The 25,452-nt window shown below is 55.4% G+C and carries 10 protein-coding genes; all 10 read right to left on the bottom strand.

All coding sequences use genetic code 11. From position 1 onward, the window contains the following. Positions 1–154 precede the first annotated feature (154 nt). Entirely contained in the window at positions 155–1,690 is a 1,536-nt protein-coding gene (locus tag O3649_RS04105) for an S-layer homology domain-containing protein (protein ID WP_070629581.1), read from the bottom strand. A gap of 365 nt (positions 1,691–2,055) precedes the next feature. After that, on the bottom strand, positions 2,056–4,017 hold the full coding sequence (locus O3649_RS04100; protein WP_070629582.1) for a gluconolactonase: 1,962 nt from the start codon (positions 4,015–4,017) through the stop codon (positions 2,056–2,058). A gap of 315 nt (positions 4,018–4,332) precedes the next feature. Continuing rightward, positions 4,333–6,279 carry a gluconolactonase gene (locus O3649_RS04095; protein ID WP_371572895.1) on the bottom strand — a complete coding sequence of 649 codons (1,947 nt, stop codon included), beginning with the start codon at positions 6,277–6,279 and terminating at the stop codon, positions 4,333–4,335. A gap of 381 nt (positions 6,280–6,660) precedes the next feature. Then, positions 6,661–7,542: an S-layer homology domain-containing protein gene (locus tag O3649_RS04090; protein ID WP_371572893.1), complete on the bottom strand. Its 882-nt coding sequence runs from the start codon at positions 7,540–7,542 to the stop codon at positions 6,661–6,663. Between the two features lie 452 nt (positions 7,543–7,994). Continuing rightward, entirely contained in the window at positions 7,995–9,827 is a 1,833-nt protein-coding gene (locus O3649_RS04085; RefSeq protein ID WP_070819711.1) for an S-layer homology domain-containing protein, read from the bottom strand. Positions 9,828–10,246: 419 nt separating this feature from the next. Next, entirely contained in the window at positions 10,247–12,316 is a 2,070-nt protein-coding gene (locus O3649_RS04080; protein WP_371572891.1) for an S-layer homology domain-containing protein, read from the bottom strand. Positions 12,317–12,638: 322 nt separating this feature from the next. After that, positions 12,639–15,962, bottom strand: a complete 3,324-nt coding sequence (locus tag O3649_RS04075) for an S-layer homology domain-containing protein (RefSeq protein WP_371572889.1) — start codon at positions 15,960–15,962, stop codon at positions 12,639–12,641. A 261-nt stretch (positions 15,963–16,223) separates the two neighbouring features. Continuing rightward, complete coding sequence (locus O3649_RS04070) at positions 16,224–19,556, bottom strand: S-layer homology domain-containing protein (RefSeq protein WP_371572887.1); 3,333 nt, start codon at positions 19,554–19,556, stop codon at positions 16,224–16,226. Positions 19,557–19,793: 237 nt separating this feature from the next. Next, positions 19,794–21,866, bottom strand: coding sequence for a superoxide dismutase (locus O3649_RS04065; protein ID WP_371572885.1), 2,073 nt, complete (start codon positions 21,864–21,866; stop codon positions 19,794–19,796). Positions 21,867–22,114: 248 nt separating this feature from the next. Next, a complete protein-coding gene (locus O3649_RS04060) occupies positions 22,115–25,309 on the bottom strand; it encodes a siroheme synthase (RefSeq protein ID WP_371572883.1) in 3,195 nt (1,064 codons plus the stop codon). Positions 25,310–25,452 lie beyond the last annotated feature (143 nt).

The raw sequence follows: 25,452 nt of genomic DNA, 5'->3' as shown, positions 1-25,452 counted from the left end.
GATTCCGCGAGCACCCAAAAATAGGTGCAGAAAAAAGCAGAGAAAACGGGCATAGAAAACCCCGTGTTCCCGAATAGAAAAACCATTCGGGAACACGGGGTATTCAGCTTAGAACTAGTCCGTCTTACATAGCGCGGTTCTACCCTGCACCGTTCTACTTGGCGCGGTTCTGGAAGTTGAACAGCATCTGCTCCAATTGACCACGATTCACCAGATCCGTCGCATTAAAAGAGCCGAAATCCGGATTAATGACATACTGCTGAGTGGACCACAGAATCTCACGGTAGAACGCAGAACCCGGCTTCACATCGGTAAAGGAAGACACGCCCGATACAGCCGGGGAACCCGCTGCACGGTAAGTGAACGCTGCAACGGTGGCGTTCGAGATGCTTGCCTCCGCGTGGAACTTGCCATCAGACCAGCCGAAGGTGATGCCCTTCTGACGAGCCCAAATGTAGGCGGGGAAGTTCGGGTCGGTGGTCTTCACATCCGGCCAGGGGGAAGTCTTAGGCAGATTCACCTTGGGACTACCAGCCTGAGCGTACAGAGCCGCAGTCAACTCGCCGCGAGTAGCGCGCTGCTGCTGCTCCTGGTAGGTGAGCTTCGAAATCAGGCTCTTGTACTCTCCCTTAGGTACGGTAGCATCCGCAAAGTCCTGAACACCCTCAAACTTCAGATCCTGACGGCCCATAAGAACACCGCGGTGCTCCGGCGCCAAACCCACAATCGGGGTGATGAGGGGCCTGTCCTTCTTGGTGAGGTCGTAGTCGTAGTCGCTCCACGCCTCAATGACGTACTGCTTAGACGGATCCAGGGTGTTTGCGGGGAGCTTGATGGTGCGGTAAAGAGTGCCTCCCTCCAGGCGGGTTACGCCATCGGGACCTTCATAGTAGGACTTCATATCGCTCATCGCCAGGACGGGGGTGCCGGTGCCCTTCTCGCGAATCACGTACATGGCACCCTCACGGCCGGGCAGCTCCTCACCAACGAAACCCTCACCCTGAATCAGCAGTTCCTGATCCTTCGTGGTGTCCTTCAGGGCATCATACTTCCACTTAGGTGCCATGACTTCAGGATGGTAGGCGCGGGTGTACATCGGGTGGTGGGCGATAACGTTCTTGCGAGCCCAAATATCCTCAATGCTCGACTGGGGCTGGCCCTTAGCCTCGGTCAAAATACCCGTCTCGTAACGCACCTCATCCAGGGTGATACCCGGGAAATAATCAATGGGAGTGTAGAAGCTCTCCAGAGCCTTAGCCTTGATGGTCAGCTTCGCCTCAAAAGTGCCATCATCGGCAATGGTGAAGTCCTTACCCTCTTCAAAACGGAGCATCGACGTGGAAGGCTCAGCGTTACCGGGGCGGTCCTTCGTAGCAGCAATGTAGAAGACAACGGTGCCGTGCTGCTCACGCCATTCCTTGGTGAAACCGGTACCCTTCAGAGTCACGGTGCCACCCTCGCCGGTGTACAGAATGCCGTCATAATCAGCGGAGTACGTCGGCTGTGCCGCGGCGTCCTGAGCTACCGGCTTGGGGGTCACAGCATTTGCCGCCGGTGCATTAGCAACAGGTGCCGCATCCTGGGCGAGTGCCGGAGTCATCGGCAGAACCATAGCTCCAGCCAGCACCAGTGCGCCGCAACCCTGCGCCGCACGGAGGAAAGAAGACTTAGAGTTCGGAAGCGAGGACATACATCATCCTTACGGGTCGTACCCATCGGGATGATGCGGTTTCATAGGGTTTCTGGGGTGAGAAATCTCCGTTGAATCTGCGCCAACCCAATGAGAAAAGTGGTCGAATATCCCCATCGGTTTCGGGGACGTTTTCACCCTATCAAAGGGTTGAACAGATGTCAGGAAACACTCAATGGAGACTTGAAGGTTCTGAGGGTTTTCACAGGTTGACCAGCCACTAAGAACTGAGAACCCAGCACGCTAAACTCAGCAAACTAAACCCCGAAAACAGAACCCCGCGCTCCCGAATAGAAAACCATTCGGGAACACGGGGTTATTCGTGCGACTAGTGTCGACAAGCAGAGCCAGTTTAGCGGGCCAGCTTATCGAGTCTGGAAAGCAGTCAGAACAGTTTCCAGGTGGCCGCGAGTCAGCAACTGCTTAGGAAGGAAATAGTGACCACCGTACACAGTAGGCAAATTCTGGCTCGCCCACAGAATCTCACGGTAGAACGGAGCACCAGGCTTAACATCCGCATAGGGAGAATCGCCCTTCACCGCAGGAGAACCCGCCGCACGGTAAGTGAACGCCGCAACGGTAGCGTTCGAGATACCAGCGTCCGCGTGGAACTTGCCGTCCGACCAGCCGTAGCTGATGCCCTTCTCACGAACCCAAATGTACGCAGCGTAGTTCGGGTCGTCAGTCTTCACATCCGGCCAGGGCGACGTCTCAGGCAGCTTCACCTCGGGCGCGCCAGCCTGAAGGTACAGAGCCACCGCCAGCTCGCCGCGGGTAGCGCGTTCCTTGCGCTGCTCATCGGTCAGACTAGGCTTCTTATCATCAGTGTTGGACGCATCAGAACCCTTAAAATTCAGGTCCTGAGAAGCCAGCAGAGTACCGCGGCTCTCGGGTGCCTTACCCACCACGGGAGCGACAAACTCGCCGTCCTCGTAACCGTTGTTACCCCACACCTCCACGACGTACTTCTTCGCCGGATCCAGAGTGTTCGCCGGGACCTTGACGCTACCGGACAGCTCACCGTTCACGAACTCAAAGGCTCGGTCGTGGTGGTTGTACTCAATAAGGTCACTGGTTGCCAGAACCGGGGTGTTCGAACCCTTCTCACGGATTACATACTGAACACCCTTGGGGGAAGCAATCTCACCGTAGAAGCCGGTACCCGAGAAGTAAATATCCTGATCCGCGGTGGTGTCGCCCAGAGCCTTGTACTCCACCTTGGGAGCAAACTTCTCAGGGCGGTACGCCTGAGTCTGCACCGCAATACGTTGCACCACGTTCTTACCAGCCCACAGGTCCTTAACCGTCAGCTGGGAGTCGCCCTGCTTCTCAGCAACCAGGTCAACCTCGTAACGCACCTCGTAACGCGGGATACCGGGGAAGTAGTTGCGAGGCTCGTAGTAGTTCAGCAGCGCGCCCGGCTTGACGGTCAGCTGAGCATCCAGGGTGCCATCCTCGGCAATGGTGAAGTCCTTACCCTCCTCAAAACGGAGCGGCGTACCATCAGCGGGCAGAAGGCTACCATCGGGAACGCCCTGAGAAGCGGCAATATAAACTGCTACGTTGCCGTGCTTCTCACGCCATTCCTTCGTGAAACCCGAACCCTTCACGTGAACGGCGCCGCCCTCGGAGGTGTACAGCAGCTGAGCCTTGCCGTCGTACAGAACCTCGAACGTCGGGGTAGACTCCTGGGTGGCCTTAGCGCCCGGAACATCCGCAGCCTGCGAACCATCAGAACCATTGAAGTTCAGCGCCTGAGAAGCGAGCAGGGTGCCGCGGCCCTCGGGTGCCTTACCTACGACAGGGGTAATGAACTCGTCGCCCTCGTAGCCGTTGTTGCCCCACACCTCAACGGTGTACTGCTTCGCCGTATCCAGGGTGTTAGCGGGAATCTTAACGTTACCGTTGAGGAGTCCATGCTGGTACTGGGACGAATACTCGGGGTCGTTGTACTCGATAATGTCGCTGATAGCCAGGACGGGGGTGTTCGAGCCCTTCTCACGCACAACAATCTGAACACCCTTCGGGGAGTTAATATCACCCTTAAAACCCCAACCAGAGAAGTTCAGAACCTGATCGTTACCGGTATCCTTCAAAGCGTTGTAGCTCCAATGAGGAGCGAACTCATCAGAAGTAGCAACAGGATTCTCGCGGACGCGATGATCCGGCAGGGAACCAGCAACAGCCGCCGCAGGAGCATCCGCAACAACATTCTGAGCAATCGCAGGAGACATCGGCAGAACCATCGCGCCAGCCAACGCCAATGCACCGCAACCCCGTGCTGCACGGAAGAAGGACGAAGCCTTGAAATTCGGAAGAGCGGACATAATCATTCCTTATCGGTCGAACCCATCGCGCCGATGCAGTTTCTAAAAGGTGGTGAGGAATCTTCGTCGAATCTGCGCCAACCCAATGAGAAATGGTCGAATATCCCCGTCGATTCAGGGGACACTCTCACCCTAGCAAAGGGTTGAACAGATGTCAGGAACACTCAAGAGAGACTTGAAGGTTCTGAGGGTTTTCCCAGGTTGACCAGCCGCTAAGAACCCAGCATGCTGAACTTCGACAAACAGAACCCCGTGCTCCCGAACAGAAAAACCATTCGGGAACACGGGGTTATTCAGAGGGCTATCTTAGCGAACCTAGAAAGCCATCATCAGAACCTCCAGCTCACCGCGAGTCACCGTATGCTTGGGGTCAAACGTGCCGCTGGTGCTCAGTGCAACCCTGTTCTGACCAGCCCACACAATCTCACGGAAGAACGCAGAATCCGGGGTCAGATCAGTGTACGAGTGCCAGTCATGATCAAGGGTAGGGGAACCCGCTGCACGGTAGGTGAATGCCGCAACCGTAGCGTTCGAGATGCTTGCCTCCGCGTGGAACTTACCGTCAGACCAGCCGAAAGTAATACCCTTCTGGCGAGCCCACACATAGGCGGCATAGTTCGGGTCGGTGGTCTTCACATCCGGCCAGGGGGAGACTACCGGGAGGTTCACCTTGGGGCTACCAGCCTGAGCGTACAGAGCCGCCGTCAGCTCGCCGCGGGTAGCGCGTTCCTTGCGCTGCTCATCAGTCAGGCTGGGCTGCTTACCCTCATCAGCGTCAGACCCCTTGAAGTTCAGGTCCTGAGAAGCCAACAGCTCACTGCGACCCTCAGGTGCCTTGCCCACCACAGGGCCGGCATTCTCGCCGTTCTTGTAGCCGTTGTTAGTCCAAACCTCCACCACGTACTTTTTCGCCGGATCCAGAGTATTCGCCGGAACCTTCACGACGCCGCGTACCTTGCCGTTCTTGAACTCAGAAATATGGCTAGGGTGGTTATACTCAAAAATGTCGCTCGTCGCCAGAACCGGGGTGTTTGAGCCCTTCTCACGAATCACATACTGAACACCCCTGGAGAAGTTAAACTTGCCGTAGAAGCCGGTACCCAAGAAGTAAATGTTCTGATCAGCGGTAGTATCACCCAGAGCCTTGTACTCCACCTTGGGAGCAAACGGGCTGGGGCGGAATGCCTGAGTGTGCAGCGCACTATGAAACAGCACGTTCTTGCCAGCCCGCAGATCATTAAGGGTCAGCGGGGGCTGACCCTGTTTCTCGGTAAACATGCCAATCTCATAATTCACCTCGTAACGCTTCTCGTAACTCGGAGCACCGGGGAAGGGGACGCGAGGCTCGTAGTAGTTCTGCAGCTCACCGGGCTTAACCGTCAACTGAGCATTCAGGGTGCCGTTTTCAGCAATGGTGAAGTCCTTACCCTCCTCAAAACGGAGCAGCACATCCTTAGCGGGCAGGAAATCACCATCGTCAGGAACACCCCGAGAAGTAGCAATGTAAAACACTACTTTGCCGTGCTTCTCACGCCACTCCTTGGTGTAGCCCCAACCCTTCACATGGATGGTGCCACCCTCAGCGGTGTACAGGTACCAATCATCGCCGTCGTACTGATACCTGAACGTAACCTTCTGCGGGGTCTTACCCGGAATATCCGAAGCTGTCGTGCCGTCAGCGCCTTCGAAATTCAGCTCCTGGGTAGCAAGCAGGGTGCCGCGGCCCTCGGGTGCCTGACCCACGACGGGGGTAATGAACTCGTCGCCCTCGTAGCCGTTGTTACCCCACACCTCGATAACATAATCCTTTTCCTTATCCAGGGTGTTCGCCGGAATCTTCGCCGTACCGTGGATGTAGCCGCTCTGGTAAGCGAAAGCCAGATTCTCGTGGTTATATTCAACGATGTCGCTAACCACCAGAACCGGAGAGTTCAAACCCACCTCTCGCACAACAACCTGAACACCCTTCGGGGAGTTAAAAGCACCCTCAAAACCCCAACCCCAGAAGTCCAGAACCTGATCCTCATCAGTGTTCTTCAAGGCGTTGTAGCTCAAGTGGGGATCGAACTCATCAGAAGTAGCAACAGGGTTCTCATGGACGCGATCATTCGACTGGGAACCAGCCGCCGCAGGAGTATCTGCAGTAGCGTTCTGAGCAATCGCAGGAGACAGTGGCAGAATAATCGCACCCGCTAGTGCCAGTGCACTGCAGCTGCGGGTTGCATACAGGAGTGAAGCCTTAGAATTCGGAAGAGCGGACATACATCATCCTTAATGGTCGTACCCACCGGGATGATGCAGGTTCATAGGGTTTCTGGGGTGAGAAATCTCCGTGGAATCTGCACCAGCCCAACGAGAAGTGGTTGAGTGCCCCCGTCGGTTTCGGGGATACTCTCACCCTAACAAACCTTCAAGTAGAAATTAGTGCGTTGCTCACGAAAAACTTGAACCTTCCAAAATATTTCACTGCGTGCATGATGCCGCGCACGGATAACCCCAAACCCAGGCGGCCCCAACCCCCAGGCAACTCCGCGCACAGTCCTCAAAATACGAGCGGCCCCGCACTCCCAACAAGGAGCACAGGGCCGCCAAACACACTAACCAAACGCTAAAGCAAAGCGTCAAAAATACGAAGTGTAAAAACTACGAAGTGCGGAAGTATAGGTACATCATCATCGCAACACGACCACGAGAGGTCTGAGCCGTCGGCTCAAAAGCATTACCCTCAGACACCGTCGACACACCATGGCGAGACGCCCACACAATCTGACGGTAGAACGGAGTCGCAGACGAAACATCGCTAAACGGGGAAGTACCCGACATCTGAATCTTCTGCGCACCATCAGCACGGTACAGAAGCGCCGCAGCGGAAGCATTCGACAAGCGCGCCTCCGCATGGAACTTACCATCAACCCAACCGGACGTAATACGCTCCTGACGCGCCCACAGGTACGCATCATAGTTCGGGTCAGACTCATCAACATCCGCATACGGCGAATGCTCCGGACGGGCCACCGCCGGCGAACCCGCCAGCTTATAGAACATGGTGATCAACTCGCCACGAGTCACCGGATCCTCAGCACCAAACTGGTCCTCAGAAACCGGCTCCATCGTCTGGGTGCGAACAGCCCAACGGATACCCGCATAGTACGCAGAATCCTCAGGGGCATCAGCAAAAATAGTGTTCGCATCCGGCGCGGTCACGGACGGACGCAGAATCTTCGGGCCCTGGGTCGAAGAACTCGACACCAGAGCAGAAGTAGAAGTCGCCGAAGCGGTCGCCGGCGCAGCAGTATCCGCCGAAGAAAGACGCGCCTCCGACGGATCATAAAAAGAGAAAAGAGGTGAGAACGGCAGATACAAAACACCCGCCAGCGCCACAGCGCCAACAGCCAGCTCAATACGGCGGCGCTTACGCTTCTTCGACTCAGCCTGAGAAGAAGCCTCGGGGGTGCCCTCCGGTGCCAGCAGAGGTGCAGAAGAATTATGGGCAGTATCAGTCGACTGCTTAAAATCCTGGGACATAAATCCTCAATGTGGTTGATGTGTCGGTGTGTGATGGGCTCCCTCTAGTTCTACGCACCCAGCCGGATAAGGGCGCGCACCAAGGGGGCGCAACAGTCCTAAGCATAAACCACAGCTTGAAAAATATTAATTTACACTCCACAGAACATTCTTAAAAAAGGGGAGTAGAGCACCCCAAAAATCCGCCCAATAGCGGGTACCGCATGAGGCGCGCCCCACATGCGGTACAGCCCACATTAGCGTGTTAGCCGGCAAAAATACCTCGAAAAACCGCGGAACAGCACCGGGCGACAGTCCCGCACGCGCCCCTACAGATACCTTGCAGGCACCTCATAAACGCCCTGCAGGAGACACAGAAAGCCGGGCCGGCGGGATAAAACCAACGTTTCATCGCCGCCAGCCCGGCATAATCTCTAGAACCTAGAAGCTAAACCCAGTGAACTAGCAAAACCCTAGCGGACCTTGTAGTTCATCAAGAAACCAGCCAGCTCACCACGGCTCACCAGCGCAGACGGGTGGTACTCAGAGCCCGGGAAAACCTGCAGCTTCTGCTGCTTAGCCCAAGTAATCTCACGGTAGAACGCAGAGCCGACCTTTACATCGGTGTACGGCGCCTCAGTCGCAGCAACCGACTTCTTACCATCAAAACGGTACAGGAACGCCGCAACAGTAGCGTTAGACACAGACGCATTCGCGTGGAACTTACCATCAGACCAGCCGAAAGTAATACCCTTCTGACGAGCCCAAATGTACGCAGCGTAGTTCGGGTCATCGGCCTTCACATCCGGGTACGGGCTAGTAGCCGGCAGATCAACCTTCGGGGAACCAGCCATACGGTACAGTGCAACAGTCAGCTCGCCGCGGGTCGCATCATCATTAACGCCGAACCAATCCTTCTCGCGAGAATCAATCAGCTTCTGATCAGCAGCCCACAGAACAGCCTTGTGGTTCGCGTGAGCAACCGGAACATCAGCGAAACGCTCACGAGCCTTCTTGTTCGCAGACTCACCGGTCAGGGTCAGGTAATCAGCCGCGATGCGCTCACGCTGACCATCGGCGTAGTTGATGGTTACAAAAATAGCGTAGTGGCTATCCTCATCCAGCTTGGTGCCGTCAACGTTAACGGTCGTCTCAAACGCGCCGGTCGCCACACGGTCAGCGTTCAGAGTGATGCTATCCAGAGCCTCACCGGTCGGGTTGCCGTCAGCCTCAGCAGCCGAGAACAGCACATTCACGGTAGCACCAGCGGGGACGTCGAAATCCTTACCCTTCACACGGATAGTGGTCGAAGAGCTCAGATCCACCTTGTCAGTGCTCAAAGAAACCGAAGGAGACTCCTTCTTAACGTTCTCACCGTTCACCGGAACAAACGCCTGAGTGCTCAGCGCCTGGCTGTTCGCCTCATCGTTATCTTCCGGAACGTTGAACTCGAAAGTCTGCACAACATAGGAGTTGCCGGACTTCAGGGTGCCCGCCGGGATGTCCAGAACAGTCGAGAAACGGCCGTTGGTGTAACCCATGTACTGACCAAAGAAAGCAGAGTAGGAGGTGAACTTAGCCTCCGACTGAGCCAGTGCGGGGCCGGTCGCCTTACCGGTCGCCGGATCAACCGCACGAACCGCAACAATCAGCGACTCGCTACCGTTGTACGAAATATTCTGGAAACCAGCACCGTTCACAGTGACCTTAGCGTTCTCAGAAGCATTCACCGACGAAGCGCTGTACGACAGGGTCGGGGAATCAACGGCGGGAACATCCGCAACCTTCAGTTCAGTACGAACCTCATCCGCAGGAATCCAGCCGTCTTCAGCGTCATCGCGGTAACCGAGCACAACATCGAAGGACGAGCCATTGGCCTCCAGATAGTTAGCGCCGATAGAAGCGGTCAGGTTCACGGTGCCGTCAGCCGCAAAAGCGGACGCGGGAACATCCTGAACATAGAAGGGGTAATCACGCGGGTGGTGCGGCGGGAAAGCGACGCTTTCACCCTTCGGAACAACGTACAGGCGGAACGACTTGCCTGCAACGAAGTCCTTGGAGAAACCGGAGCCGCTAACCGTCACGTTGCCGCCCTTGAGAATATCAAAAGTGCCGGAGGTAACCTGCAGACGCTGAGCACCCTGAGCCTCGCCCTGTTCAACAGCCTGGGTTGCTACCGGAGTAGCAGGTGCGGCAAACGCGGGGGAGAGAGGCAAGAGCATAGCGCCAGCCAGGGTGATGGCGCAGCTGCTCTTGGCCACATTTTTGGGTAGCGCAAAGCGCATGTGGTTGGGAAGTGAGGACATTGTTATCCAATCAGTTTTTATCGGTGTCACGCATCGAGTGTGGTGCGCATAAACACCGTAGCAAATAGTTAAGACGTGCTGGAACCTGAAAGGTCATCAGTGCGAAAAATGCCTGTGTGTTTTATCGCATGTCTTAAGGTGAAGTATAGCTTTAAAAAGTATGTGCATGACGTGGAAAATATGCCTAAATAGTGTGCTGATAAGCACAAACACTGGTCACTGTACAAAAAAGAAAGCGTAAAAAACCCACCGCATTCGAAAAATTCGCACCTATGCAACCTCTGCAGGTTGAGAATATTCACAATGCGGTGGGTAAGGCAACATAAAAGTCACCCACAATAAAAATGGCACATAAACAGAGCCATAAAGTCGCCTATTTGACGAAAGCCAACCAGAATGGCTAACACCACGGAGAGGCGCTACCTGAGACGACTGCCGCCGTGCTCCATACGGTACAGCATCGTAGCGAGTTCTGTGTGCCCAATAAACGACTGCCCATACGCCTCATAGGTAGACTGTTCGCTGATATAACCCCAAATGTGCTGATCAATCGCCCACTGGGACTCCTTATGGAACGAGTAATGCCAGCCGAGAACAGTATTCCACCCACGTTCAGAAGAACCACCCGGCAGGCTACTCTTCTTTGACGCCGAAGAAACAGGACGAGGTTTCGCCGCAGGAACCTTACCCTGCGCCCTCTGATATCTATACAGGAACGCCACCGCCGAAGAATCGTAAACCTTCGCATCCGGGTGGAAATTACCATCAATCCAACCGAACGTAATGCCCTTCTGTCGAGCCCAAATATATGCGGCGTAGTCCGGGTCGTTGGGCTGAACATCCGGATACGGGCTGGTTGCCGGAAGCTCAACCTTCGGGGAACCCGCCAGCATATAGAGAGCCACCGTCAGATCACGGCGCGTCAAATTCTCAGAAGAATAGGAATCTGACTTGGGAAGCTGCTGAGCCTTGTACCACCTCTTCGCAGCCTCACGCTCCTCAAACGCGTTCACCACCAAACCAAGGTCAGTAGAAACAACCTGCTGCACAGAATCCGCGGCACCACCCTGACCGGGAAGAACCTTCTCCACAACCAGCTTGTAACCGCCCTGATAATTCAGCGCCTCACCGGGAATAGTGAGCGTTGCCTCCGTGTAACCGCTCTGGATGCGGTCAGCCGCAATATCCTGCTCCAGCGCCTTCTGACCGGTCAGATTGCCAGAAGCATCCGTAGCCTGTAGCGAGAAGCGGTAATGGTCCTCAGCGAGGTTCGGCAGGTTCACGGCACGCACCTGCAACGTGTTCTTCTCCCAATAGGGGCTCACCTGCGGTGAATCAGAACGATATTGGTCCATCTGCTGCGGCTCAACGCGCAGAACCGGGGCGGCATCCTTCACCTCGGTGCTCGAGTTAGGCGAGCGCACCGGAATAAACGGGGCAACATCCGTCAAAAGGCTACCGGGTACCTTCTCCTCATCCGGATTCGGGAAGAGGCCGCTGTAGACGCCGATCATGTACGACTTGCCCGGTCGCAGAGTACCCGCAGGAATTGTCACATCAGCAGAGAAATAGTTGTTGAGGAAACTCCAGCAATAGTATTCCCCGCAATCCGTATAACGAACTGCATGAGTGAAAACAGGCTTGCCCACCATCAACCCCGTAGCGGGGTCAACCTCATACAGCATCAGATATGCTGGGGCACTTCCCGGCTCAAGAAGCTGCTTAGAGAGAATATGGTAGCCCTCAATCTTCAGCTGCGTATCAACCCAGGGGTTATCGACCGCCGGCATGCTGTACACGTAAGTAGTCTGATCCGGCTCAGGGTCCTGAGTCAGGCTGAGCGGAGTGCGGGCAGTAAGGCGGGGGTCCTCATACTCCTCGGCGCTCGGCTCGCGCTCGCCCGCCGGGTAGTAGGTCAACACCACGTCAAGGGCAGGCGAAGGGGTCGCCCGGATGGTCTGCTTCTTGACCTCAAAGGTGAAGGTGAGGCTTCCGTCCGGGTTGTCGTGGACAATACCCTCATCTCGAAGATGATCAACCTTGCCGCGGTGCAGAGGATATTGGGTTGCCTCGCCGGTACGGGACCACTCGTAACCGGTACCACGGTTCACGAGACCGAACTGGAAGAGCTTGTACTTCTTACGGAACTCGGGGGTCAACGGGGAAGTCGTCACGGACACCGTGCCACCCTGAGAAATATTGAGAGTGCCGGTGGTGACCTTCAAATCAATCTTGTCGGCATCGCTGGCGCTAGTGGTTGCGGCGCCTACCTGAACAGGGGCCGCTTGAGCAGTCTGTGCGGGTTTCGCCGGTGCCGCATCAGCATGCACAGCAGGGGTGACCGCCAGCGCCGGGGTCATGCCCAGCAACAGGGAGAGGCTGATTGCCTTCTTGCCCTGAGTCTTTAGAGTGCGGGCATTTTGGGCAGGGGCTTTTAAGGTGGGCGTCTTAGCACCCTGAGCTGTGGTTGGTCGGAAGAAAGAAGACACGGTTATCCCATCTAATGTTCTGCACTGTGCTTTCGGCACGGTGGCTTTCTGCACAGTGGTTTTTTGCGAGGTGATTGAAGCGAGTGAGGGAAAACGTTGAGTGGAAGGGGAGAAACGAACGGTGAAAAGGAACGAAAAGTTGAGTAGAAAAGGGGGTGCACAGTTCGTCTTAGCGAAAGTGCTGGCGGGCTGAAAAGCCGGGCGAATCAGCCCGAAAATTTCAGCCCGCCATCACCGATTGTAAAGCAACACAGCATCAGGCTGCGTGGCCGCAGGGGACGACTCTCAAATAGCTACTTCAGGAATAACTATTTCAGGGCAACTACTTGAGGCGGCTGCCGCCGTGCTCCATGCGGTAGAGCATCAGTGAGAACTGCCAAGAGGAAACAGTATCCGAGCTGAAATTCTCACCGTGGCCTCGATAATATTCTGCGTATCCCCAGATAATCTGCTGGGTAGCCCACAGCGATTCCCTCCAGAACGCAGTATCCATACGCTCATACTCGGGCCAGTGCACCCGCGAACGTGAATCCCGTGTGGGAGAGTCCTCCGGTACATTACTGCTATCTGACGTATCGCTCTTCGGTACAGGCGAAGACGGCAAACTGCTCGACTCCGGCGAAGACGCAGGGGTTAGCGCTCGTTGGTACCTGTACAGGAACGCCACCGTCGAGGCAATCGAAAGGTTCGCCTCCGGGTGGAACTTACCATCGACCCAACCGAACGTAATACCCTTCTGACGAGCCCACACAATCGCGGCATAGTCCGGATCGTCCGGGGTTACATCCGCGTAAGGACTGGTTGCAGGCAGCTCAACATGAGGTGCGCCCGCAAGACGGTACAGCGCCACCGTGACATCGCGGCGACTCAGCACAGCCTTATGCTCATCCAGAAGAGCCTGCTGCTTAACCCACTCAACAGCCGCTTCCCGCTCCGCAGTGTAGCTTACAAAGAGCTCAAGGCCCTCAGAAGTGACCTGCTCGACCGTGTCCGCGGCGCCATCCTTGCCGGGGGTTACCTTTTCCAGAACAACCCTGTAAGACCCCTCATAATTCAGCGCGCTACCGGGAATATCCAGCTTCTCATCCGTAGAACCATTCTGAAGGTGCTCAGCAGGAATGACCTGTTCCAGGACCTTCTCGCCGGTTGGCTCGCCAGAATCATCCGTTGCCTGAACCGAGAAACGGTAATGACCATCGGTAAGCTTCGGAAGATTCGAGATACGCGCGGTGAGGGTATTCATCTCCTCGTACGGGCTGATGCGCTTATTCAGAATGTACAAGTCCGGACGCGCTACAGGCTGGTCAGGGTTAGGCTGCGTAGACCGCACGGGAAGGAACTCAGCGACACTGGTCAGTAGGCTACCGCTGTACTCCTCCTCGCCAGGACGAGGCAGATTAGAACCGTAGATGCCAATCATATAGAGCCTGCCCGGCTTCAACGTACCCGCCGGAATCGTCATCTCCGTGCTGAAGTAACGATTATGGAATCCGCCGCAAAGTTGTCCGCAACTTGTCAGCGGAATTATGTCGGAGAAAACAGGGCGTCCCATAATCTTTCCGGTGGCCGGGTCAGCCTCGTAGAGGGTGAGGTGCGCAACCGATTCATGACCACCTACCGCATGAGGATCGAGGATATGGTAGCCCTCAACCGTCAGAGTGGTATCCTGCCACGGCTTATCGATCGCCGAAATGCTGTAGCGGTACGTTGGCTGAACAGGCTCAGGGTCACGCACTACCGGCAGAGAAGCTCGTGCCGTAAGACGGCGGTCTGTCGACTCCCAACGCAAATCCGGCTCAGCTTCATCAGACGGGTAGAACGTCAACACGACATCGAAGAGAGTGCCCTCGGGTACATCAAAGATTTGCTTGCGAACATCAAAGGTGAACGTAATGCTTCCATCAGGGTTTTCATGAACCTTCCCCTGATTTCGAAGGGTAGCGACTCTCTTACCGTACTGGGCTTCAGGTAGCTTACTGCCGTAGCTTGACCACTCGTAGTCCTTCCCTCGCTCCACAATGCCGAACTCGAAGAGCGTGTACTTCTTGCGGAACTCAGCACTCAGTGGTGCAGTCGTCACAGAGACAGTGCCGCCCTCAGAAATATTGAGGGTACCTGAAGTGACACTCAAACGCACTTCATCAGATGCGGGAGGATTTATCGGGGTCGGAGGAGCAGCCAGCTGCACGGACGCAGTGACCGTAAAAATGTGATTACCCTTCTGATAAAGAGAATCTGAGAAAGCTACCCTCAGCTCTGCCTCAGAACCAAGGTACACATTCTGCAACTCCTTGATGACTGCAGAGTCAATTTCAAGTTCTACGGTGCGGGTACCGTCAGGGTTACGGACAACAATAATGTCATAATCAAAGTAAGGAATGTCAGTAATTCCGACGATAGTCTTTCGAGCGGTTTTACTATAAATGTCGACGGATTTGACGTAATACCCCAAATCAACTTCCGGGGAAATGTTAGAAATAGTAACTTTATATTTCCCCTCATGGTGCGGGTCAACCGTCTGAGGAGACAGTGAAACCTTCGGAAGGGTATTGCGGTACGTATTGCTCTGGTAAGGCATTTTCGCGGGGTTCTTACCCACAGGAATGAAGGGGAAATCGCGCGATATAGCGTTAATGCCGAAGGGAGAAGAATCAACCCCAGAGGGATAAGATCCAACCACGCTCAGATAATACCCCTTACCAGGCTTTAAAAAACCGGCAGGAATCGTAATCTTACGCTGAAAATGACCGTTAGGAATCAGACCATGAAAAACCCGCTTCAAGTACGGAGAATCTGCAGGAACTAAATCCTCGAAATCTGAATAACGATGATAACTTTCAGGATCATTCGGGTCGATTTCCACAAGGGTGAAACGTAGCTTATTCATCCCGTCAAAACCCGAACCCGTCATATTGATTTCAATTGGTTTTCCTGAATTAATCTGCTCCTCAGAAATAGAATCCACATCATAGGTAATAGAAGGCAAAGCAGACTGCGGGAAATTACTCGTCACGGCGAGTGCTGTGCGAATACGGTCTTCAGTGCTCCACTGATAGGGGTGTGCGTCATCCAGCGGGCGGTAGGTCAAGATAACTTCGTACTCCATGCCCGCAGGGATGCCGTTGGAGGATACTTCCAAGTCGGCGTTGAAAGTTCCGTCTGCTGAAAGCCTCGGAACATCAAAGCGCGGCCCCTGGTATGTGGGCTCCTGGTAAGGACCGACATAGGTAGAGGAACCCTTGGGCGCAATAATGAGGCTACGTAGCTCATTGTGTGCCAAGAATTCGGGAGTGAAGCCGGTGCCTTCAACATGCACCGTGCCACCAGTCTCAATTTTTAACGTGCCACTGGTGACACGCAAAGTCGGTAGCGAATTGATCTGCTCGCCCTGGGCTACAGGATTCTGCTGGTTTTCTGTCTGGCGCTGGTTCAAAGCTACAGCGGGGGAGGCGGGGGTCGCCTGTGCCGGTTGCGCCTGCTGGTCAGGTGCCGCCTGAGCCGGTGCTGCCAGCGCCGCCGGGGTGATACCGGCAAGCGGGCTCAAACCTAGCAGCAACGACAGGCTGAGCGCGCGGGCGCTCGCCGGGTGGCGCGGGGTATCGGAGTGAGGCGGAGCGCCTCGTGGTGCGAAGAATGAAGACATCATTATCCCATCTACAAAAAACTGTACGGTGAATGAAGCGAGCGAACAGATGAAGCGTGAATAAGTGAAGTGAGCGAAAAGGTTGAGTAAATCAAGCGCCGGGAAACCGGGGCGCTACTCGCGGGAAGACTCCCACCGGGTAACGCTCCCGAATTCCCTCACCGGTGCCTGTATAGGATGCTAGGGGCGGGACTGATCTAGCTGTTGAGCCTGCGGCACAACGACTCGAAGAACACAGCCCGCCAGCCCCCTCACGCACCGAAACTAACCAAGACGACTGCCGCCGTGCGCCATACGGTACAGCATGACCGAGAACTCCGAAGAGGAAACAGCATCTGAACTGAAACCCTCGGCGTAGCGGTGATCATAATCCGTATAACCCCAGATGAACTGCTGAGTAGCCCACAGCGACTCCCGCCAGAATGCAGTATCCGTACGCTCATAATCGGACCAATGCGAACGCGAAACCCGGACGGGAGAATCACCCGGCACGCTACTGTTCTTGGGCACAGACGAAGACGGCAAACTGCTCGACTCCGGCGCAGGAGCCGGGGTAACCATCCGCTGGTACCTGTACAAGAACGCCACCGCAGAACGCGTCGAAAGGTTTGCCTCCGGGTGGAACTTGCCGTCAGCCCAGCCGAAGGTAATGCCATTCTGACGAGCCCAAATGTACGCGGCGTAGTCCGGGTCGCTCGGCGCCACATCCGCATAAGGACTGGTTGCAGGCAGCTCAACATGAGGTGCACCCGCCAGGCGGTACAGCGCCACCGTCACATCGCGGCGACTCAAAACGGTCTTACTCTCGTCCAGAAGAACCTGCTGCTTAACCCACTCGACAGCAGCCTTCTGCTCCTCAGCAGTATTCGCCAAGAGGTCAAGATTCTCGGAAGCCACCGGCTCGACCGCATCCGCCGCGCCATCCTTGCCGGGGATTACCTTCTCCAGAACAACCCTGTAAGACCCCTCATAATTCAGCGCGCTACCGGGAATATTCAGCTTCTCCTCCGCGGCACCATCGTGGATGCGCTCAACGGGAATAACCTGTTCCAGGGCCTTCTCACCGGTCAGCTCTCCAAAAATATCCGTCGCTTGAACCGAGAAACGGTAATAGCCCTCGGTAAGCTTCGGAAGACCCGAGACACGGGCGGTGAGAGTATTCATCTCCTGATACGGGTTGATGCGCTTATACGGAATGTACAAATCCGGACGCGCTACAGGCTGGTCAGGGTTCGGCTGGTTATCGCTCGGCTGCCCCGACCGCACCGGAAGGAACTGCGCAACACTGGTCAGCAGGCTACCGCTATAATCCTCCTCGCCCGGGTGAGGCAGATTAGAACCGTAGATACCAATCATGTAGAGCCTGCCCGGCTTCAATGTACCCGCCGGAATCGTCATCTTCGTGCCGAAATAGTTATTGCGGAAACCCGTACAGTGATGCAAGCAGTTGCCCGTCAACGGAACAACATGGGAGAAAACAGGGTGTCCCATAATCTTTCCCGTAGCCGGGTCTGCCTCATACAGAGTGACGTACGCCTGGCTGTCGTACCCGCCTACGATATTCGGGGGAAGAATATGGTAGCCCTCAACCGTCAGAGTCGTATCCTGCCACGGCTTATCAATCGCCGAAATGCTGTAGCGGTACGTCGGCTGATCAGGCTCAGGGTCGCGCACCGTGGGCAAGGGAATTCGTGCCGTACTACGGGGATCATCATACGGAGAATAGGGGTCCGGCTCCGACTGATTGGACGGGTAGTAGGTCAGCACCACGTCGAAGAGGGTACCCTCCGGAACCGTCATCCACTGCTTCGGAATGTCAAGAGTGAACGTGACGCTCCCGTCAGGATTATCGTGGGCCTTACCCTCAGCGCGGAGGTCGGCAACCTTGCTGCCATACTGCGCCTCAGGAAGGGGATCGCCGTAGCGTGACCAGAGGTAATTCTCACCGCGCTCCACAATGCCGAACTCATACAGCGTGTACTTCGCGCGGAACTCGGCACTCAGCGGCGCAGTCGTCACAGAGATAGTACCGCCCTCAGAAATGTTGAGGGTGCCCGAGGTGAGCTTCATGCCAACCGGGTTGTCAGGTTTCTTATCCTCCGCAGGGGTGGGAGGGGTCAACGGGGTAGGGGAATCCGCCAGCCGAACTGGTGCAGCAACCGTAAAATTATGGTTCTCTGAACCGTAGTAAGGATTATCTGAGAAATAGACCCTCAGCTCCGCTTCGGAACCCAAATACACGCCCCGTAGCTCTTTAATATCCTCCGCATTAATTTCAAGTTCTACGGTTTGGGTGCCGTCGGGGTTACGGACCACAATTTTGTCACGTTCATAGTAATGTTCACTATTAATGCTGAGGTTGGCAATAGTTTTTTGAGCGGTTTTACTATAAACACTGATTGATCCAATATAGTATCCCAAATCAACTTCCGGGGAAATATTAGAAATAGTGACTTTATATTTCCCCTCATGGTACGGGTCAACCGTCTGAGGAGACAGTGAAACCTTCGGAAGAGTATTGCGGTACGTATTGCTCTGGTAAGGCATTTTCATGGGGTTCTTGCCCACAGGAACGAAGGGGAAGGCACGCCTCATAGCAATCGGGCCTGAAGGAGAATCTCCCTGTACCGACAGGTAATAACCCTTGCCTGATTTCAAAAGACCGGCAGGAATCGTAATTTTATGCTGAAAATGACCGTTAGGAATTAGACCGTGAAAAACACGCTTAAAGTACGGAGAATCTGAAGGGTCAAAAGCCCCCAGCTCCTTGAGATATTTATGGGTAACATTTGCAGTCGGGTCGTATTCAACGAGAGTAAAACTTAGCTTATTCATCCCGTCAAAACCCGAACCCGTCATATTGATTTCAATTGGTTTTCCGGAATTAATCTGCTCCTCAGAAATAGAATTCACATCATAGGTAATAGAAGGCAGAACAGATGCCGGAAAATCATTTGTTACAGGGAGCACCGTACGAATACGGTCCTCAGTATTCCACTGATAGGGGTGTGCGTCATCTAGCGGGCGGTAGGTCAAAATAACTTCGTACTCCATGCCCGCAGGGATGTCGTTGGAGGATACTTCCAAGTCGGCGCTGAAAGTCCCGTCTGCGGCAGGCGTCGGAACGTCAAAACGCGGTCCCTGGTATGTTGGCTCTTGGTGAGGACCCACGTAGGTAGAGGAACCCTTGGGCGCAATAATGAGGCTACGTAGCTCATTGTGTGCCAAGAATTCGGGAGTGAAGCCGGTGCCCTCAACATGCACCGTGCCTCCAGCATAAATTCTTAGTGCTCCGCTAGTGACGCGCAGAGTCGGTAGCGAATTGGTCTGCTCGCCTTGAGCCGCAGGAATCTGCTGTTTGTCTGCTTGCTCCTGAACCAAAGCTGCAGCGGGGGAGGCGGGGGTCGCCTGTTTCGGGTCTGCCTGAGCGGGTGCAACCTGAGTTGGCTGGTCAGATGCCGTCTGAGTCGGTGTTGCCAGCGCCGCCGGGGTGATACCGGCAAGCGGGCTCAAACCCAGCAGCAACGACAGGCTGAGCGCGCGGGCGCTCGCCGGGTGGCGCGGGGCGCCTCGTGGTGTGAAGAATGAAGACATCATAATCCCATCTACAAAAAACTGTACGGTGAATGAAGCGAGTGAGTAGATGAAGCAAGTGAAAAAGTCGAGTGGATATAGTCTGAAAAGCCAAGGCTAGGGTAGAAGAAGCCCCGTAAAGCCTGGTATCAGGCAAGAGAAGTCGCTCGGGAGGGGGGAAAGAGGCTGCACCGGCGGGCTGAAAAGCCGAACTAATCCGAACATTCCAGCCCACAGGGTACCCCTCACCACGACCGGGTGCTACTTGAGGTGGCTACCGCCGTGCTCCATGCGGTACAGCATCAACGCCAAGTCATAGACGGATGTTGTCTCCATGAAAAAGCGTTCGTGTTCCCAATCCCCGGTGTAGCCCCAAATGCGTTGCTGAACAGCCCACCGAGATTCACGCCAGAAAGCGCTACCCTCCTCCAAATCCAGAACCCATGGGTTAGCGCTCACCTCAGATTCATCCGACCCCGGCAGGCTACCGTTACGAGACTGCGGTGCGGCAGTCGGTAAGCCGGGAGACACCATACCGCGCGAACGCTGATACCTATACAGGAACGCCGCCGTCGAATAATTGTGCATGTTCATCTCCGGGTGGAAATTCCCATCCGCCCAACCGAACGTAATGCCCTTCTGACGAGCCCAAATATACGCGGCGTAGTCCGGATCATCCGGAGCGATATCTCCATAAGGACTCGTCGCCGGAAGCTCCACCTTCGGCGAACCCGCAAGACGGTACAGCGCCACCGTCACATCGCGGCGCGTCATATCGCGTCCCTCACTCAAAGAAGAAAACTCAGGAAGAACCTGACGGCGCTTAAACCATGCCCAGGCGGCGTTGACCTCCTTATTCTTCGTAAACTGCAGCTGCAGATCCCTCGAAGTAAGCTGCTCAACCGACTCAACCGTACCGTCCTTGCCGGCAGTCACCTTTTCCAAGAAGAGCCTGTACGAGCCGTCATAATTCAGCGGCGCACCGGGGACGTTCAGCTTCTCATCCACCGTGCCGTCATGGATGCTCTCAGCAGCGATCTCCTGCACTAGCGCCTTCTGACCGGTCAGATGTCCCTGCTCATCAACATGTTGTACCGAGAAACGGTAAGAGACCCCAGGCTGCTTCTTCAAGCCGACGGCACGTACCTGAAGGATATTTTCCTCATCATAAGGGCTCACTGTTGTAGCCTTCAGAAACATCTCAGGGCTCGCCGATTCCTTATTAAGCGAACGTACCGGAATGAAATCTGCAACATCATTCAGCAACTCACCGGGGTACTTCTCATCCTCCGGACGGTCTTTACCGTAGAAACCAATCTTATAGACCTTACCCGGCTTAAGCGTGCCCCCAGGAATCGTAATAGACGTCTTAAAATGCTCATTCAGGAAATAAACGCGCTCTCCACTACGGGAAGCCGGGTACGGAATCCGAGTGGTGAATTCGGGTTCGCCTACAATCTTTCCGGTCTTCGGGTCGACTTCATAAAAGGCCAGAAGCGCCGGACCGTCCTTGCCCTCTCGACTACCGCTCGTAGTAATATGGAACCCCTCAAGCGTCAGAGTCGTATCCTTCCACGGGTCATCAATCGCGGGCACACTGAAAATGTACGTCGTCTCAGTCGGCTTAGGGTCCTGCACAACATTAATAGGTGCACGCGCCACAAAACGGAATTCGGACGGCCAAAAATCCTTCCGGTGGCCCTTCTTGTGGTACGTCAGAATGACGTCGAAAAGAGTGCCTTCTTTAGCCTCAATAATGTACGGCCCAATATTGAGGAAGAAGGTGTAGCTCCCGTCTGGGTTTTCTACCATCTGCTTCGGGTTGGGGTCACGGTCAAAGAGGTAGCCAAAGTAGGCATATCCGTCAATGCGGGCATACGCGGCTTTGAAGTACGAAGAACCGCGATCAACCAGAGAAAATTCGTAGAATTCGTAATTCTGGCGGAATTCAGCACTGAGCGGAGGCGTCGTCAGCGTTACGGTGCCGCCTCGAGAAATGTTGAGAGTCTCAGGAGAGACTTTAAACCCTTCCATTTCAGGATGGCGAGAATCATTCACTTCAGGATAGCGAGAATCATCCGCCTCCGGAAGCGAAGACGTGGATTCGTCAGCATCTTCTTGAGCTGCGGCGGGGGAAGCGGGGGTCGCCTGTGCCGGTTGTGCCTGCTGCTCAGGTGCTGCCTGGGTCGGTGTTGCGAGTGCCGCCGGGGTGATACCGGCAAGCGGGCTCAAACCCAGCAGCAACGATAGGCTGAGCGCACGGGCGCTCGCCGGGTGGCGCGGGGTATCAGAATGGTGCGGGGCACCTCGTGGTGTGAAGAATGAAGACATCATTATCCCATCTACAAAAAACTGTACGGTGAATGAAGTGAGTGAGTAGATGAAGCAAGTGAAAAAGTTGAGCAAATAAAGCGTGAAAAGAAAACCCTCAACAGGGGAGAAGTAGCCCCATAAAGCCTGGTGCTGGGCAAAAGAACTCGCAGAGGCAAGGAAGAAAAACCGGGGCGGCACCGGTGGGCTGAAAAGCCGAACTACGTCGAACATCCCAGCCCACCGGTTACCTCACTCACCACAACCCGGCGCTACTTGAGGTGGCTACCGCCGTGCGCCAAGCGGTACAGCATCAACTTCAAATCACCAGAGGAAACGAAAGACCTATCAAAGTCCTCATAGACGTATTCCCCATCAACGCGGTAACCCCACATGCGGTAATCAACAGCCCACTGAGCCTCACGCCAGAAAGCGCTACCCTGACGAACCTTATGCTGCCAACCGCTAGCACTCCGAGGCGCACCCTGGTTGCCCGGCACAGACGAGCTACGCGGCAACGAGGCAGAGGTCGGCACCTTCGGCGTGACCTGACCCATCGCCTTCTGGTACCTGTACATGAACGCCACCGTCGACGGGGTCGAAAGCTTCGCCTCCGGGTGGAACTTGCCATCCGCCCAGCCGAACGTAATGCCCTTCTGACGAGCCCAAATGTACGCGGCGTAGTCCGGGTCGCTCGTTGCCACATCCGCATACGGGCTAAAAGCAGGCAGCTCAACCTTCGGGGAACCCGCCAGGCGGTACAGCGACACCGTCACATCGTGGCGCGTCATACCGCTATGCCAGGACATCGGCGAAGGATTAGGCAAAATATCACGCTCAGCAAACCACTGCTCAGCAGCCTGCAACTCATCCTCACGCGTCAGCTTCAGAGGAATATCCTCGACAGCAAGCTGCTCCACCGACTCGCCGGCACCATCCTTACCGGGGGTGACCTTCTCCAAGACCAGACGATAAGCGCCCGAATAGCTCAGCTGCTGATCAATCGTCAGATTCAGCTCCACCCTGCCATCCTGGATGCGATCAGCGGGAATCGCCTGCTGGAACACCGTCTGACCGGTCAAACGCCCCTGCTCATCAACGTGCTGCACGGAGAGGCGGTACGATCCTTCACCCGGTGCAGAGAGCCCGGTAGCGCGCGCCGTAAACAAGTTCGTCCGCGCGTACGGGTTCAGCCCCACCGACCCAAGGTGCAGCGTGGGCCCCGCAGAGTCCTGCTCGGGAGAATGCACCGGAAGGAACTCCGCAACATCATTCAGCATAGAACCCGGAGAATCTTCCATGCCGGGGTAAGGCAACCCGTTCCCATACATACCAATAAAGTAGAGCTTGCCCGGCTTCAACGTACCCGCAGGAATCTTCAGCTCCGCACTGAAATAGTTATTGCGGAACCACCTGGTGTTAACCCCGTAGTACGTGTAGTCATCCCGCTGAGTGAACACAGGCTCACCCACCATCTTTCCCGTTGCAGGGTCAGCCTCATAGATAGCGATGACCGGCCAATCATTACCAACCATTTCACTAGCCTGGGAGAGGATATGGCGTCCCTCAACCCGCAGCGTCGTATCCTTCCACGGGTCATCGATAGCGGACTGACTGAAGGTGTAGGTTCCACGGGTCGGCTGCGCTTCCTGAACCACATCAATATGGGCGCGAGCATACAAACGGTTCGACCTACTCGAAGGTTCCGGCTCAGTTTCATCCGACGGGTAGTACGTCATCACCACATCGAAGAGCTCACCGTCGGCAGCCTCAACGTACTGCGGGGGAACCTTAAACGTGTAGGTGAGGCTACCGTCCGGGTTCTCCCGCACCTGATGCACCAAATCCTTGAGCATTCCGCCGTACTCGTCGAGAGGCTCATAACTATTGTGCTCCGCATACACGTACACCGACCCGCGCTCCACCAGAGCCAGCTCGTAGAAAGTGTACTTCTTACGGAACTCGGGGCTCAACGGGGAAGTCGTCACCGACACCGTGCCACCCTGAGAAATATTGAGGGTTCCCGAATCGACCTTCAACTCAACATTCCCCGGGTTCTCCGAATCAACAGCATCAGCGGCAAGAGGAGCCATCGGAAGCTGCGCGCTCACCGTGAACTTATGGCTACCGTACGAATACTCAGAGTCCGAGAACACCGCCCGCACTTCAGCCACTGAACCGCGGGAAGAAGGCCTATTGTAGGAATCGCCGTGAACCTTATACTCAACCTCCACGGTCAGAGTACCGTCAGCGTTGCGGGTTACCAGCTCGTCACGCTTATAGTATTGGCCCGCTACATCATTCCTCGCAAAATATGCCTGCTCACCAGAGGTAGCGTTATAAATCGCCACAGAATCAAGGTAGTACCCCAGATCCACCTCGGGTGAAATATTAGAAATAGTCACCTTATAGACACGGTCCTGACCGGGATCAAAATCCTGTGCAGCAACAGATACCTTCGGCAGGGTATTCCTGAACGAATTATCCTGATACGCCATGCGCGCAGGATTATTGCCCACAGGAACGAAGGGGAACTTGCGCGACAGCTTATTCCACCCGTGGGTTTCTACACCGGAAACACCCAGGGAATACCCCTTACCGGACTTCAGAACTCCCGCGGGGATCGTGATCTTCTTCTGGAAATAGCCGTTAGGAATCAGGCCTTTGAAAATGCGCTGATTCTCTTCCGTATCCGGTGCCTTCAGCTCACCAAGCGAAGCCACATTATCGTTCGTGACCTTTCCTTGCTCATCATGCTCGGACAAGGTGAATTTTACAGAGCTGACATCCTGAAAACCGGTACCCGTCAACGTCACCTCAACCGGCTGACCGGAAGCAATCTGCTCCTCAGAAATAGCCGAAACATCATAGGTGATGGAGGGGAGCACAGCCTTCGGGAGGTTGAACTCCACCGGCAGCGCCGCACGGACGCGATCCTCAGTGTTCCACGCATAGGGGTGCGCATCATCTACAGGGCGGTAGGTGAGAATGACCTCGTACTCCAGGTTTGCCGGCAGGCTATTTGCCGGAACCGTCAGGTCAGCACTGAAATTGCCGTCAGCAGCCGGTTTCGGGGCGTCAAAGACAAGGCCTCGGTGATCAACCTTCTGGTAGGGGTTGGCGTAGGTCGAAGAGCCCTTCGGGGCAATCGTGAGGCTACGTAGCTCATGATGTGCCAAGAACTCGGGGCTCAGCCCGGTACCCTCTACGTGGACGGTACCGCCGTGGAGAATGTCGAGGGAGCCGCTGGTCACGCGTAGGGTCGGCAGGGACGCATCCTGCGTATCACCCTGCACGGGCGCGTTCTGTACGGGTGCGTTCTGCGCGGGGGCGTTCTGCGCGGGGGAGGCGGGCGCCGGCTGGGCCGCCACCGGCGTCAAAGCCAGCAGCGGAGACAAACCCAAAACCAGGGAAGCACCCGCAACTTTTCGGCGCGTGCCACGAGCAGGCTTAAAGAAGGAGGACATCATTATCCAATCTGAATTTTCTGCATGAAAGAGGGCGAATGAGAAAAGAAGTTGAGAGGATAAATGAGTGACAGTCCACCGCACCAAACCCGCACGAATTCACATCGTAGAGGACCCGTAGCAGCGGCATGCTGAAGTGCAAT

Source organism: Rothia sp. 27098_8_29 (assembly GCF_041432785.1).
GTDB lineage: Bacteria > Actinomycetota > Actinomycetes > Actinomycetales > Micrococcaceae > Rothia > Rothia mucilaginosa.
Note: the sequence above shows the minus strand (reverse complement) of the source record. Positions and strands in the feature narration are given on the sequence as shown.